This is a genomic window from uncultured Fibrobacter sp., assembly GCF_947166265.1.
Lineage (GTDB): Bacteria > Fibrobacterota > Fibrobacteria > Fibrobacterales > Fibrobacteraceae > Fibrobacter.
The window spans coordinates 64,808-78,384 of record NZ_CAMVDO010000008.1 but is presented as its reverse complement, the minus strand read 5'-3'; the positions used below and the strand labels follow the sequence as shown (position 1 = coordinate 78,384).

12 protein-coding genes are annotated in these 13,577 nt (G+C 52.0%); 8 read left to right on the top strand and 4 right to left on the bottom strand.

What is annotated here, in order from left to right; translation table 11 throughout:
* Positions 1-58: 58 nt before the first annotated feature.
* From Q0W37_RS06095 to Q0W37_RS06065, 7 genes are all read left to right on the top strand, one after another.
* On the top strand, positions 59-1,090 hold the full coding sequence (locus Q0W37_RS06095) for a BamA/TamA family outer membrane protein (protein WP_297699755.1): 1,032 nt from the start codon (positions 59-61) through the stop codon (positions 1,088-1,090).
* A 110-nt stretch (positions 1,091-1,200) separates the two neighbouring features.
* The gene (locus Q0W37_RS06090; protein ID WP_297699754.1) at positions 1,201-1,446 is read left to right on the top strand and encodes an acyl carrier protein; all 246 of its coding nucleotides are present in this window, start codon (positions 1,201-1,203) and stop codon (positions 1,444-1,446) included.
* Between the two features lie 107 nt (positions 1,447-1,553).
* Positions 1,554-3,950: a beta-ketoacyl-[acyl-carrier-protein] synthase family protein gene (locus Q0W37_RS06085; RefSeq protein WP_297699752.1), complete on the top strand. Its 2,397-nt coding sequence runs from the start codon at positions 1,554-1,556 to the stop codon at positions 3,948-3,950.
* 19 nt (positions 3,951-3,969) lie between these two features.
* The gene (locus tag Q0W37_RS06080; RefSeq protein ID WP_072979539.1) at positions 3,970-4,701 is read left to right on the top strand and encodes an SDR family NAD(P)-dependent oxidoreductase; all 732 of its coding nucleotides are present in this window, start codon (positions 3,970-3,972) and stop codon (positions 4,699-4,701) included.
* Positions 4,698-5,144 carry a 3-hydroxyacyl-ACP dehydratase FabZ gene (gene fabZ, locus Q0W37_RS06075; protein WP_297699749.1) on the top strand — a complete coding sequence of 149 codons (447 nt, stop codon included), beginning with the start codon at positions 4,698-4,700 and terminating at the stop codon, positions 5,142-5,144. Before Q0W37_RS06080 ends, fabZ begins: the two co-directional genes overlap by 4 nt.
* A gap of 98 nt (positions 5,145-5,242) precedes the next feature.
* Entirely contained in the window at positions 5,243-5,986 is a 744-nt protein-coding gene (locus tag Q0W37_RS06070; protein ID WP_297699747.1) for a lysophospholipid acyltransferase family protein, read from the top strand.
* A complete protein-coding gene (locus tag Q0W37_RS06065) occupies positions 5,983-6,828 on the top strand; it encodes a patatin family protein (RefSeq protein ID WP_297699745.1) in 846 nt (281 codons plus the stop codon). The genes Q0W37_RS06070 and Q0W37_RS06065 overlap by 4 nt, the downstream gene beginning before the upstream one ends.
* Here the strand turns inward: Q0W37_RS06065 and Q0W37_RS06060 are convergent.
* From Q0W37_RS06060 to Q0W37_RS06045, 4 genes are all read right to left on the bottom strand, one after another.
* Complete coding sequence (locus Q0W37_RS06060) at positions 6,825-8,003, bottom strand: acyltransferase (protein ID WP_297699743.1); 1,179 nt, start codon at positions 8,001-8,003, stop codon at positions 6,825-6,827. The genes Q0W37_RS06065 and Q0W37_RS06060 overlap by 4 nt on opposite strands.
* An 89-nt stretch (positions 8,004-8,092) precedes the next feature.
* Positions 8,093-8,749, bottom strand: a complete 657-nt coding sequence (locus tag Q0W37_RS06055; RefSeq protein WP_297699741.1) for an MBL fold metallo-hydrolase — start codon at positions 8,747-8,749, stop codon at positions 8,093-8,095.
* Positions 8,750-8,825: 76 nt separating this feature from the next.
* A complete protein-coding gene (gene cysS / locus Q0W37_RS06050; protein ID WP_297699739.1) occupies positions 8,826-10,280 on the bottom strand; it encodes a cysteine--tRNA ligase in 1,455 nt (484 codons plus the stop codon).
* Positions 10,281-10,525: 245 nt separating this feature from the next.
* Complete coding sequence (locus Q0W37_RS06045; RefSeq protein WP_297699738.1) at positions 10,526-12,589, bottom strand: FISUMP domain-containing protein; 2,064 nt, start codon at positions 12,587-12,589, stop codon at positions 10,526-10,528.
* Positions 12,590-12,956: 367 nt separating this feature from the next.
* On the opposite strand from Q0W37_RS06045, the gene Q0W37_RS06040 reads away from it, so the two are divergent.
* Positions 12,957-13,577 (top strand): Tfp pilus assembly protein FimT/FimU, encoded by a 621-nt coding sequence (locus Q0W37_RS06040; RefSeq protein ID WP_297699736.1) that lies wholly within the window; start codon positions 12,957-12,959, stop codon positions 13,575-13,577.

The following is a 13,577-nucleotide window of genomic DNA, read 5'->3' as shown; positions in this document are numbered from 1 at the left end:
TTGAATTTTTCTATTATTCTCCGTAATGGTTTTACGGAGAATTGTCTTGTTGCTTTGTGTGGCATGCGCCTTCGCCTTTGGTGAAGGTGCTTCGAAAGATGATTTTCAGCGCTACTCCGTAGTCCCGATTCTGGGCTATACTGAAGAGACCGAATTCCAGGTTGGCGTGATGTCGCTGTTCTTTTTGAGGGCCGACGAGCATGGCGGTAAGGTTCCCGAGATTGGTCTTACGGCATACGGCTCGACGCGAGGGCAGCTGCAGCTGCAATTGGAACCCTACTATTATATGTTCCATGACCAGGTGAGTATCTGGGGGCTTCTCAAGTATCAGGACTGGGTGGCCGGTTATTACGGTCGCGGGAACGATCCCGATATCGATGTTTTAACCAATTTCAACCGAAAAAAATTCCAGTATGGCACCAAGGTCGAATCGCGGATTGGGTTGCCGTCGACGCTTAAGTATGGCGTTGAGGTCCACGCCGAATATACCGAGATCGATTTTGAGGAAGGCGATATTACGGACCTGCCCGACGATCATTCCGGTTGGCGTAACGGCGTGGGGTACCTGTTCGGATACGATTCCCGAGACAACATCAACTGGACGCGGCATGGTTTTTTGGCGCAGTGGCAGCAGATGTTTTACAGCGACCTTCTGGGCGATTATACTTTTGACGTAGAAACGCTTGACTTGCGTGGTTATACAAGCCTTTCAAAAACGACCACGACGGCGGTCGGTTTCCTGTGGCAACGTTCCAATGGGGATGTCCCTTTCGATATGTTGGCAGGGCCCGATGGAATTTGCCGCTTTCGCGGTGTAGAGAGCCTTTATTTTGGGGATAACCAGGCCGTCATTGTACAGGCGGAGTTACGCCAGTTCATCTGGTGGCGATTTGGGGCGCACACTTTTTTTGAAGGGGGCAAGTCGGGGCGGTATTTTGGAGAACTTGTACGCAACGATTGGCACCGGTCCGTTGGTGCGGGTGCGCTTTTGGGCCTCAATTTAAAGCAGACGCTTTTTGCCCGTGCAGATTTCTCGTGGGTTGATTTTGATCACCTTGGGCTGTCGTTCTACGTCCGCCAGGCATTCTAGTGGCGTTTTATCCATACTTTTCGCTATTATGTCGGTTTTGTAAAGAATTTGACATTGGACTTCTTATTTTTTTCTATCTTTCGGCGAAAATAAAACTAATGAGGTAAATTATGTCTTCTGAAGAAATGAAAAGCAAACTCAAGTCCTTCTTTATGTCCGACCTCGGCGTCGATGGCGACGTGCTCCAGTACGATACTCCGCTTTTTGGTGAAGAAATTGGCCTTGATTCCGTGGATTCCCTCGAAATTATCTCTTTCGTGGATTCCAACTTCGGCGTGTCCATGACCGGTGTTGCCAAGGAAAACTTCCAGAGCATCGATACGATCGCCGCCTATATCGAAGCCCACAAGGCCTAATTTTTGTTGCTTTGCCCCTGCGGCACAATTAAACTTGTCATCCCCGCGACCTGTGCTGAGCTTTGTCGAAGCAAGGCGGGGATCTCCTTGTAGATTTTTGGAGTAGTATGACCCCTGACGAACGTCGCTGTGTAGTTACTGGCTTGGGTGTTATTTGCGCCGTCGGTAACAATGTCGAAGAAACTTGGAAAAGTGCCCTGGAATCTGTTTCGGGCATCCATAAGACGACTTCGGTCGATACCGTGAACTGCTATGCGGACTTGGCTGCCGAAGTCAAGTGCGATACCCTCGACAACTTGGACGCTCCCGAAGAAAAGGACCGCGTCTCTAAGCTCTGCATCAAGGCCGCGAATGAGGCCTTGGCCGATGCGGGGCTTTCGAATTTTGGTGACGACCAACGCGTGAGCGTGGTCATCGGTAGCTGCGTGGGCGGTGTCCTTTCGATTGAGCAGTACCACCAGCATGGCCGCGACGCTTCTGAAATTGCAAAGATGCCTATTGCGGCGATTGCTTCGCAGGTGGCAGAATCCTGTGGTGCTGGCGGTATCGTGACGAACGTGGCGAACGCCTGTGCGGCAGGAACGATTTCGATTGCGGTTGCTTGCGACTTGATTCGTGCGGGCAAGGCCGACGTGGTGATTGCGGGCGGTGCCGACTCCTTTGCTGCAGTTCCGTATTCCGGCTTCCTTTCGCTTCATGCCCTCGACGAAAACGGATGCTCTCCGTTCAACCGTTGCAACGGCATTACGCTTGGCGAAGGTGCGGGTATCGTCATTGTGGAATCTTACGAACATGCCCAGAAGCGCTCCGCAAAACAGTACTGCGAAGTGCTCGGATCGGGCGTTACGAGCGACGCGAACCACATTACCGCCCCGCGTGAAGATGGCGTTTGCCTGATGGAAGCGATTAACCGCGCCGTCAAGAATTCCGGCATCGACAAGTCCGATATCGGTTACGTGAATGCTCACGGTACGGGTACGGGCAAGAACGACAATGCCGAAATTACGGCGTTCAAGAATTTCTTTGGCGAAGACAATGCAAATGTCAGCGTGAGCTCGACCAAGGTGATGACCGGCCACTGTCTCGGTGCCGCCGGTGCTATCGAAGCCGTGTTCAGCATCAAGGCCCTGACGACCGATACGGTGCTCCCGACGTTCCCTTACAGCGACGAACAGTCCGCTGCCCTCAAGGAAAAGGTAGGGAGTCTCGACTTCGTGCAGAACCATGCCCGCCATAAGGAACTCAAGTGCGTGTTGAGCAACAACGTGGCGTTCGGCGGAACGAATGCGGCGATTGTTTTCTCGAAGGTCCCCGGCGAAGTTTCCGCCCAGTCCGCCAAGGCAAAGAAGATTGCCGTGACAGGTCTTGGAATTGTCTCTCCGCTCGGTAACAGCAAGGCTGCCTACCTCGAAGCGGTAAAGGCCGACAAGAAGCCTGAATCGGCTTCGGTACATTCGACGATTGCGCTCGACGACTATAAGGAACTCGGCATCAAGATGGCGTTCTACCGCAAGCTCGACAACCTGGGACAGCTCCAGACGGTATCGGGGATGCGCGCTTTGCAGGACGCAAACCTCCAGGTGACCGACGATAACGCGAAGGATATCGGCATTATCGTGGGTACCAGCGAAGGCGGCCTCGGTGCCACTTACGATTTTGAAGAACTGATTGCCCGCGAAGGTAATTCCCAGGGATCTGCTTTCAAGTTCCCGCATACGGTTTACAATGCGGCGGGCGGCTACCTTTCCATTTGCTCCGGCATTAAGGGTTACGGCGTCACGATTACGACGGGGCCGCTTTCTGGCCTCGACAGCATCGGATACTCGATGAACGTGATTCACGACGGCCAGGAACAGGCGATGATGGCAACCGGTACTGACGAAAACCTGCCGATCATTACCGAATTTGCCCAGAAGCTCGGCGTGGCCGCAACGGACGTGGTGGCGCCTTTCGCAGGCAACGAAGGTTGCGTGGTGGGTGACGGCTCTGTGTCCATTATGCTCGAAGAAGAAGGCTACGCCAAGGCCCGTGGTGCAAAGGTCTACTGCTACGCGCTCGGTTTTGGTCATGGTCGCAAGAACGTGAAGTTCGGCAAGCTGGTCGGCTCCGACGAGGCGCTGGACAAGGCGATTGCCGATGCTCTCGCTGATGCTGGAATTTCCGCTAGCGAAATTGATGCGGTTTGCGGCTTTGCGAACGGTTGCAAGCGAATCGACGATATCGAGAAGGGCGCACTCAAGCGCGTGTTTGGCGAAAAGCTCGCCTCGATGCCGCTATTTGAAGTCAAGGAACGCACGGGCGAAGGCCGTGCGGGGTCTGCCGCTTTGGCCGCTGCTGAAGCTGCTCTCCTGTTGAGTGGCGAACTTGCAGGCGACAATGCCTACTTTGTCGCGGCCGACGGTTCCGTGGCATCCAAGAAGGCTGACGCTGCAAACCTCAAGAAAGTTTTGGTGATTTCGTTTGCGGCGGGTGGCTCCTACAGCGCCGTTGTTTTCGGAAAATAGTTTAGAAGGAGAATTGAAGATGAAAGTTGCTTTGGTGACAGGTGCATCTAAGGGAATCGGCAAGGCTTGCGCCCTGCGACTCGCACGTGACGGTTATACGGTCGTGGTGAACTACTCCAGTTCCGACGAGGCGGCAAACGCGACGCTCGACCAGATCAAGGCTGAAGGTGGCGACGGCATGATTTACAAGGCCGACGTTTCTAAGCTCGACGAAGTCAAGGTGATGGTGCGCGAAGTGTTCAAGGCGTATGGCCGCATCGACGTGCTCGTGAACAACGCGGGCATTGTCCGCGACGAATACCTGATGATGATGAACCCGGCAACTCTCGACAAGTGCTTCGACCTGAACGTGAAGGGCTATTTCTATTGCGCCCAGCAGGTCGCCGTGAAGATGTACAAGCAGAAGTCCGGCGTGATTATCAACATGAGTTCCGTGTCTTCGAAGTTCGCTCTCGCGGGCCAGGCCGTTTACAGTGCCACGAAGGGCGCCGTGAATTCTCTGACGCAGACGCTCGCGAAGGAACTCGGCGGCTTCGGTATCCGCGTGAATGCTGTCGCTCCGGGTTTTATCGCAACTGAAATGATCGAGGCCATTCCCGAAGAAACCCGCAAGGGCTATCTCGAAAAGATTCCGCTCAAGCGTTTTGGCTCTGCCGACGAAGTGGCGAACATCGTTTCTGCACTTGCTTCTGACCAGTTCGCCTATGTGACAGGCCAGGTGTTCGTGCTCGACGGAGGACTTTCTCTATGATGAACATTTACGAAATTAGCGAAAAGATTGCGCAGCGTCCGCCGTTCCAGATGATCGAAAAGGTCAAGGAACTGGTGCCGAATGAATCGGCTGTGGGCCTCAAGAATGTGAGCGTGAATGAACCGTATTTTACGGGACATTTCCCGGGAACCCCGATTATGCCGGGTGTGCTCATTGTGGAAAGCTGCGCCCAGCTCTGCTCGCTCGTCATCGAAAAGCCAGCCGAAGATTTGGAAAAGAATCTCTATGTGCTTTTGAAGATTGACGGATTCAAGTTCGTGAAGCCTGTGATTCCGGGCGACCAGCTTGAAATTTCCGTGAAGAAGACGAAGGAAGGCGGCGTATTGGTCGGCTTTGACTGCATCGTGAAAGTGAACGGCAACGTTCACGCGAAGGGTGCGCTCACCTTTACGAGCATTCCGAAGGAAAGCCTCGGAAAGTAAGTATTGTGGATTGCTTCGCTTTCGCTCGCAATGACGTACTCAGCAAATGTCATTCCCGCGAAGGCGGGAATCTTCTCTCGCAAAGACGTTGATTAGTAATGCCTGACGTAAAAAAGAAAAATCCGCTTGTCGAACTTGTGATGTGCGCGTTCGTTGTCGTGGTGATATACACGGTGCGCGTCTTTATGTTTGTGTGGTTCCGCCCGAAGGTCGTGTTTACGGGAGAGACGGTCAAGTCCGCCCATCTTAAGACGCCTTCGGTGATTATTGCAAACCATACGAGCATGCTCGACCCGATTATGATGCTTGCGGTGTTTTTCTACAATCATAGTATTGTGGTGGCGAAGGACCAGGTTGAAGATCCGCATTTCAGTTGGGCCTTGACTCGTGCGAAGTGCGTAATTCCTTGCGACCGTTTCAATATGGATACCGAGTGGGCCTTGATTGCAAAGCGTGAGCTGGAAAAGGGAAACTCGGTGATTATTTTCCCTGAAGGCAAGTGCCGCTATGACGGCTTGCTGAACGAATTCAAGACGGGCTTTGCGTTCCTTGCTCGTAGCACGGGTGCGCCGGTTTTGGCTGTAGGCCTCGATGGAATCTACAAGTTCGGTCACCGCACGCAGGTGGTTGTTGCTGAACCCGAAAAGATTGAACGCGTGAAGGGAATTCCTTCTTCGAAGCACTTGGCGGAACGTAGCGAATACTTTAGGCAGAAAATTTGGACGCTTAAGCAGAAGGCCCTTGGCGTAGAGAATGCGCCGGTGTTGCCTATCGCGGCTGAAACTCCAGCTGAACAGGAAATTCCCGATCAGGTCGGGAATGACAATGGAGGGAATGCGTGAAAACGGGACTTGTACTTGAAGGTGGCTCTCGCCAGACGATGTTCAGTGCAGGGGTGATTGATACCTGGCTTGACGAAGGAATTGATTTCAATTACGTGGCGGGTGTATCTGCCGGTGCACACGCTGCCGTGAATTTCATTACGCGTCAGCAGGGACGTTTACGTTTTATCGTGCTTCCGACGCGTCTCCAGAAAGGCAAAAAATGGGCGAGTAAGTTTATCGGAATTCAGAAGGAATTCCATGCGCTGAATTACCTTGCCGCCGATGGTGTAATGCCGCTGGATTTTGAGGCGTATCGCAATTCCAATATCGAATGTGAAATTGGCCTTACCTGTTGCGAGACGGGCCGTGCCGAATTCAAGAGCGAAAAGAACGACAAGAAACGTCTGCTGGACTTGATTAGTGCAAGTTGCGCCTTGCCGATGATTTTCCCGATGGCCTCCCTCGAGGGGAAACATTACGCCGACGGTTGCATTACGGTGCCGATTCCTTTTGAACGCGCTTTTGAAAAAGGCTGCGACAAGGTGGTTGCGATTTCGACGCATTACCCGGGCGAGGCCGTGACGGATTTCCGCAAGTACCGTGCAATTTTAAATCCGATGTACAAGCGCAAGTATCCGGATCTTTTCCGAGCCCTTATGATTCGCCTCAAACGCTACGACAAGATGTTTGTGCGGATTGAACAGCTCGAAAAAGAGGGGCGTTTGCTCTTGATCCGTCCGTTGATTGATTTGTGCGACCAGTTTGATACCAATATGGAAAAGATGAATGAATCTTACGAGCATGGTGTTGAAATGGCTAAAAAGCGCATGGACGACTTAAAGGCCTTCCTCGAAATTTAACCGCGAATGCGCAGGCTTTCGCGAACGCTTACTTTTTCTTTCCCGAGCAACTTGTAGAGTTTGCATCTGAAAATGGGAATGGCGACTATCACGCCTGCGGTGACAATAAGTGCTGAAAGGTAGGCGATGCCGGGGCGGTCCATCTCTTTCTTGAAAATAATGCGTAGCACCAGTAGAATCCACCAGTGAACGGCGAGAATCACGAGTGCATTTCGGGAAATGTTCTGCAGAATTCCCTTGACGATTCGGATGGGGGCTAGGCTTGGTAATTTATCTGCAAGCATGAATGTCGCGATGAGTCCCGTGATTCCGAAAATAGAACTTGCAAGAAATCCGATGAAACTTTTTCCGAGGTCGTTGTTCATAATACTGAAATACGGATCCGGAACTTCGATAAATGCGTAGGTGACGAAAGCGACAATGGTCGCTACCGCGAGGATTACGTTTTTTTTTCCAGTTAGTTTCGCTTTCTTTTTTGACATCCCCGCTTTTTTTCTGTCATCCCCGCGAAGGCGGGGATCTTTTAATACTCCCTTGCAAAGCCACCCGCAGGCGAAGAAGAATAACACCGTCAGGTCTCGCTCAATCCCGAGTGGCAAACGAATGTGGTTCTTGTACAGGAGCCAACCGCCCGCAAGACTTGCAATGGCTATGATTGTGTTCGCAATCCGCGGCGCCGTTATACGGCCCGCGACTTTTTGCAACCCGTAAAACATCAGACTCACGCTATACAGCGTGAACACGAACCAAAGCGGTCCCGAGCCAATCGATGATTTTCCTGCCACGAATATTTTCGCCAAATTCCAGTAAATATAATCCCATACAGTTGTGATTTCGGGACAGATGTTCATCACGGTCATGCGCGGCGCTCGAGGAAACCAATCGAAGTGATAGAGTACCGGGTCTAAAGCCAAAAACTGCAACGAAAGTAGAATGTAGGGGACGAGTAAGACGCGGGTCTTGTGAATCAGGTAATCTTTGAAGTTCGGAAAACGGCGTGTGCTGAAAAGCATTCCCGAAATAAAGAAAAATGCCGACATGCGGAGTGCGCTTAGATGCAACATTCCCATGTTGACGTTTGCGAAACTTTGTTCGATGTGGAATAAACAGACGAGCAATAACACGAATCCCTTGAATTCGTCAATCCACCCGATTCTTGCTGTCTTATCGCTCATTTCTTTTCCGCTGTAGCCATTCTCGCGCTTCTATTTGTCATCCCCGCCTTATTGCCACGCCCTTCGGCAGGCTCAGGGACCTGTGGCATTTAATACCATCTCGCTTCATCGCCGATGGTTGTCATCGGGCCGTGTCCGGGGAATACGACGGTTTCTTTCGGGAGCGTCATCAACTTGTTCTTGATGCCGGTGACAAGTGCATGATCATCGCCACCGAAGAGGTCGCTGCGTCCGCGGCTCCCTGCGAATAGGATATCGCCGGGGAACAGGAGCGGCGGCACATTCGCTTGGCCGTTGACTTCGCCCGGTTTTTCGCAGTAAAACGCGAGGCCGCCGGGGGAGTGGCCTGCAATGTGAATCACTTGCAGCTTAATGCCAGGGAATTCTATCGAATCGCCTTCTGCGAGATAGTTCCCTAAGGAAGGCGAAGGCTCGCGCATCGGGAGTCCGTACATTTGGCTCTGTTCTTCTTGCAAATCCAAAAGGAATGCGTCTTCTTCGTGTGCCTCGGGCTGCACCCCATAAGTCTTAGCGATGAATGCGTTCCCTAGCACATGATCCAAGTGCAGGTGCGTGTTCAGGAGCCTGCGCACTGTCAAATGGTTCTGTTCAATGTAACGGGCGAGCGCTTGTTCCTCTTGCTCACTTCCGGCGCTCGGGTCTATCAAAATGGCGTCGCCGGCGTCGTTGCTTAAAACGAAACCGTTTACGCCGAAGGGGTTGAAGACGAAAGGCTTGAGATTCATGATGCCTAATATAAAAAAGGAGATGGCGGCTCGGGGGCCGCCATGACAATTAAGGAATCAAGGTTTGCGTTTGGGCTTATCCCTTGATTTCCCAGGTCGTGCCTTCCTTGCTGTCCTTGATGACCACGTTCATGGCGGCGAGTTCGTCGCGGATGCGGTCACTTTCGGCCCAGTTCTTGTTGGCGCGAGCTTCCTTACGGGCGGCAATCAGCGCTTCGATCTTTGCGACATCCACGCCGTCGTTTGCGCCCTTCTTGGCGTATTCTTCACGGGGCTCGTCGAGCTTCAGACCGAAAATCTGGTCGAAGTCGGCCACCAGGGCGGCCTTCTCGCCGTCATCGATATCGCTCTTGAGCATCGTGTTCATGATACCGAGTGCACGCGGCATGTTCAGGTCGTCACCGATGGCTTCCTTGAATTCGTTCTGGAACGCCTTGGCAGCATCGCTTTCGATAGCGGTAGCCTTACCGATCAGCGGGTCCGTCTTCTTGTGCAGGCTCTTGAGGCCTTCCTTCGCACCTTCCAGAGCTTCCCATGTGAAGTTCAGGTAGTTGCGGTAGTGGCTGCCGATGGCGAAGAAGCGGTAGTCGAGCGGGTTGAAGCCGCGGTCCATGAGGAGCGAAACCGTCAGGAATTCGCCGCTGGACTTGCTCATCTTGCCGAACTTAGTCTCGGTGGTGCCGTCTTCCAGTTTTTCTTCGCTTGCGGTGCGCAGGAATTCGCCGTGCATCCAGAAACGGGCGAACGGCACGCCGTTGGCGCATTCGCTCTGGGCGATTTCGTTGGTGTGGTGCACGCGGATGTGGTCCGTACCGCCGCAGTGGATGTCGAGCGTCGGGCCGTTGTACTTCATGGCCATGGCGGAGCATTCGATGTGCCAGCCGGGGAATCCGACGCCCCACGGGCTGTCCCATTCCATGGCGCGCTTCTTGTCCTTCGGGCTGAACTTCCACAGGGCAAAGTCGGTGGCGTTATGCTTTTCGCCCATGTCGATGCGGCTACCCTTGCGCAGGTTTTCCACGTCGAGGCGTGCGAAGTCGGCATAGCGCGGGAACTTAAGGCTGTCGAAGTAGATGCCGTCGGATGTGCGGTAGGTGTAACCCTTTTCTTCCAAGGTTTTTACCAGGTCGATCTGTTCCTGGATGTGCTGCGTGGCAGGCGTCCAGCGGGTTGGTTCCTGGATGTTGAGGCGGTGCCAGTCGGCCATGAAAGCGTCGGTGTAGAACTTCGCGATGTCCCAGACAGACTTGCCTTCGCGGGCGGCGCCCTTTTCCATCTTGTCGTCGCCAGAGTCGGCGTCGCTCGTGAGGTGGCCCACGTCGGTGATGTTCACGATGTGGTTCACCTTGTAGCCGTAGTACTTGAGCGTACGCACCAAAAAGTCTTCGAAAATGTAGGTGCGGAGGTTGCCGATATGGGCGAAATGGTACACCGTCGGGCCGCAACAGTACATGCGCACGGCGGGGACGCCTTCGGGGAGAGTGAAAACTTCTTTCTTGCGCGATGCGGTGTTGTAGAACTGTAGAGCCATTTTTGCCTCCGGTTAGTTAATGTGGCGCAACCTGCGCCATACATATTAATGCGGGGACAAATATAGCAAAAGGCGAGGGTCGCGCCAATGGCTCAAAAGCCAATTGGCATGACCGAGCCGTGCTATATGCGCTCCGAAGGAGCGCCATATAGCAAAAGTGTGCAAGGCGAGAAAGCGGGGCCGCTTGCGGACCCATTTTTGAGCCGCCACGGACGCCGAAGGCGTCAAAAGCCGTATGCCGCGTTTTACAGCAGTTTTTTCTTGCAGCGGACAGGCGCCTTTGATTTCTTCTTATAATCCGAGCTCGGTGACATAGACTCGCTAAAATCGTAGGTGCCGACAAAGTACACGGTTTGGTGAAAATGTAACTGGTAGGCGATCGTGCTTCTGTCTCCCGGTTTGTTCGGCCATGACCAGCTTCCCGTTGATTCCTTGGAAATCCATGTGGAGGCGTTGTACTCGATATATTCGATTTCGCCTGTCGACCTGGTGCCGATTTCCATGCTGTGAGAGGAAGAGCTGATGACATAGGTTTCCATGGCGTATGCAGTGTCAATTTTGTTGGGGGTAAAGTTTAATCCGGACCTGTTGTTGCCAAGGGGCCTTGGCCACCCATTCCTTGAGAGCGCCGAGTGGTAGTCGTCATCGGTAGACGATGACGTATATATGCTCGGAACGGCGTAGAAATCGAGCAGGTTACTTGCTTCAGAAGCGGTGAGGAGCTCCCATCCGTCGGGGCATATTCCCTGATGTCCCGATGTGTCGAAATCGGCTTCGGCACAATAGAGCGAGTCGCACGATTCATCAAGGGCCATCGCTTCGTGCCATACATACATGCTGTCTCCACCGTATTTCACGTTTTCTGCCATGACGAGCATGCCTCTCAGAAGGACGCTCCTGTATTCCCTATTGTCGCGGGAATCCGTAAAATGGTGGTACCAGATATGTTCGCTTGTATTACAGATAAATTCCTGTCCTCTGTAAGTTCCCTTTTCTCCGTTGTTGGTGCAAAGTCCGAGGCTATCTTCGGGAGCCTGGAGGGGGTACCAGCGGTTTCCGGCGCATACATATTTCTGGCTATTGAATTCACCCTTGCCGATGGTAATCATGTCGTATTGCCGGCTCGCGTCGCACAGACCTTCTTCTTCGTCGGCTTGGCTGGCGACCTTCCACTTATTGTCCTGGCAAACATATTTTTGCTTGTTCAAGGAGACCATCTCGCCGTTTATCGTGCTGTCACACTTTTTAACTTCGTTGATGTTGGCTTCGTACCAGTATCCCAGGCTATAGTGGAAGGTGGAGTCGATATATTGGCAGAGCGTATCTCCTGCAATTTCGCATTCCTTAAGGATGGTGTCCTTGGGGGTGTATATCCAATGATAGGATGTGGTATAGCCGATTTCTCCTGGTCCGTCCGGTGTCGGGTACACGATCGTTGAATATTCTGATGCTTCGCACAGGAAACTCGTGTCCTGCAGCATGAACCGCTGGTTTGCGATTTCTGCGTTGCATTCGCCAATGGCAAAATTAAGCTTCTGCTCCAGGTTTGCGGTTTCCCAGAAGCCATCCTTACAAATGTAAAATGAGGATTTATGCTCACCGACGGAACTTTCCTTTTCGTCGGTGCACTTGCCTAGCGATTCAAAGATAGTGCCTTTGTCGTTCACGCAGCGGACGTGCAATCTTGCATCTCTGTAGATGTCGTTGGAATGCCAGCTCGGGTCCCTTTCGAAACGGATATAGTCGGCGTAGCCGTCGCGGTCTACCTTTGACATGGTCCAGAACCCGGCCATCTTGCCTTGGTAGCGGCAGTCGGAACCTCTGCAAATTCCGGTCGGTTTGATGTCGAAATTCAGAATGTTGCCGCCGTTACCGCTGACCACTTCTCCGTCGGTCGTGTCACTTTCCCAGCCGCTGGTCGATTTGAGTGCCCAGCCGGCGGAATCTCCGTAAACCTTTTCGAGAGCTTTGAATAGTTCAAGCCATTCCTTTGTCTGAGATAGGTGCCAACCTTCGGGGCAGGCGCTCTGAGCGGATGTCCAATCGTACTTCTCATCGGAAGGAGAGTCTCCTCCTCCGGAATAGGCCAGGTTCTCGACCATCCAGGTCTGTTCGCCGATGGTGACGGTATTGTATGATTTTCCGTCGCGGGGGTCCTTGAAGCTGCCGGTGGACACGTCAATCGAGATTTCTTCGCCGTCCTCATTGACATAAGTCAGGCTGTCTGGGCCGGAACCGGATGTGGAATCACCACAGGCGGTAAAATAAAGGAAACTGGCTACCATGAGTAGCGTAAGCCTTTTTGTCATCTTTTAACTCTCCCAAAAATGAATCCGCTAAGGAATTCATTGTTAATTACAAAGTAAATATAGAAGAATTGGGATTACCTTGTTTTACAGAAAATGTAAAAGCTGGATTGTATGAGGCTGGAATATTCCAATTTGGAATAATTTTGAGGAAAACTCGAATTCAAAAGGGCGAAATTTATCGAAAAAAAAGGAGTTTTTTGCATTATTTCGCTATTTTTTATTTTTTTTGAAACGTTTTGTAAAAAAAAAGTTATTTTAAGTTCAGAGTGTCGGGGATGCTTCCTTTGGCGTGTATTTGGCACGCGTTTTGGAATGTCTCCTTCACGAATGAATTATCTTTGGTACGATGTTGTGTAAGGATACGAATATGCTGTTTGCAATGCGCACTGCTCGCAAAATGAAGGCGGGTTATACCCTAGTTGAAGTCCTGGTGGTGGTGTCCATCATGGGGATCCTTTCGAGTGTAGGGGTGGCGGGCTTGCAGCGGGCTGTAGCGAATGCGCGAATCAAGGATGCTGCCAGGAATACGGCTGCATTTGTAGAGCGTGTTTCGGCTTTGGCTGCTCAGCGCAACGAAGTCCTGTGTCTGAAAGTTTTTGATAGCGATTTACAGCAGATAGTTGTTTATCGTGATACTATAGAGAGAAATTGTTCTCAACCAAAGGGAAAAATTGATTCGTTGCGAATCGATTCCCCCGCAAAATTTGTACCAAGCGGAGAGGGGTGCCCGACAACAATGAAAAGTTGGATAAGCGATGATTTGAGTCCCTCATCCATGAAAGCTTTTGACCCTCATCGATACATAGGACTTTCCTCGATGCCTTTGAGTGGTGGCATTTGTATTCGGTACGGTACGATGAATATTTACGGTGCCGCTAGTAATGATAAGAATATCAGAAAAAAGAATGTAAAAAAAGTGATTCCAATGTGGAAGGTTGAAGACGACGGGTCACAGAACAACAATTGGAATAACTGGACTGAATTGTAG

Bases quoted from the DNA above. Each gene is read 5' to 3' on its own strand.
- Q0W37_RS06055 (WP_297699741.1), bottom strand. From the start codon at position 8,749: ATGAATCTCAAGCCTTTCGTCTTCAACCCCTTCGGCGTAAACGGTTTC.
- Q0W37_RS06080 (WP_072979539.1), top strand. From the start codon at position 3,970: ATGAAAGTTGCTTTGGTGACAGGTGCATCTAAGGGAATCGGCAAGGCT.
- fabZ (WP_297699749.1), top strand. From the start codon at position 4,698: ATGATGAACATTTACGAAATTAGCGAAAAGATTGCGCAGCGTCCGCCG.
- Q0W37_RS06085 (WP_297699752.1), top strand. From the start codon at position 1,554: ATGACCCCTGACGAACGTCGCTGTGTAGTTACTGGCTTGGGTGTTATT.
- Q0W37_RS06070 (WP_297699747.1), top strand. From the start codon at position 5,243: ATGCCTGACGTAAAAAAGAAAAATCCGCTTGTCGAACTTGTGATGTGC.
- Q0W37_RS06040 (WP_297699736.1), top strand. From the start codon at position 12,957: ATGCTGTTTGCAATGCGCACTGCTCGCAAAATGAAGGCGGGTTATACC.
- Q0W37_RS06045 (WP_297699738.1), bottom strand. From the start codon at position 12,589: ATGACAAAAAGGCTTACGCTACTCATGGTAGCCAGTTTCCTTTATTTT.
- Q0W37_RS06090 (WP_297699754.1), top strand. From the start codon at position 1,201: ATGTCTTCTGAAGAAATGAAAAGCAAACTCAAGTCCTTCTTTATGTCC.
- Q0W37_RS06060 (WP_297699743.1), bottom strand. From the start codon at position 8,003: ATGAGCGATAAGACAGCAAGAATCGGGTGGATTGACGAATTCAAGGGA.
- cysS (WP_297699739.1), bottom strand. From the start codon at position 10,280: ATGGCTCTACAGTTCTACAACACCGCATCGCGCAAGAAAGAAGTTTTC.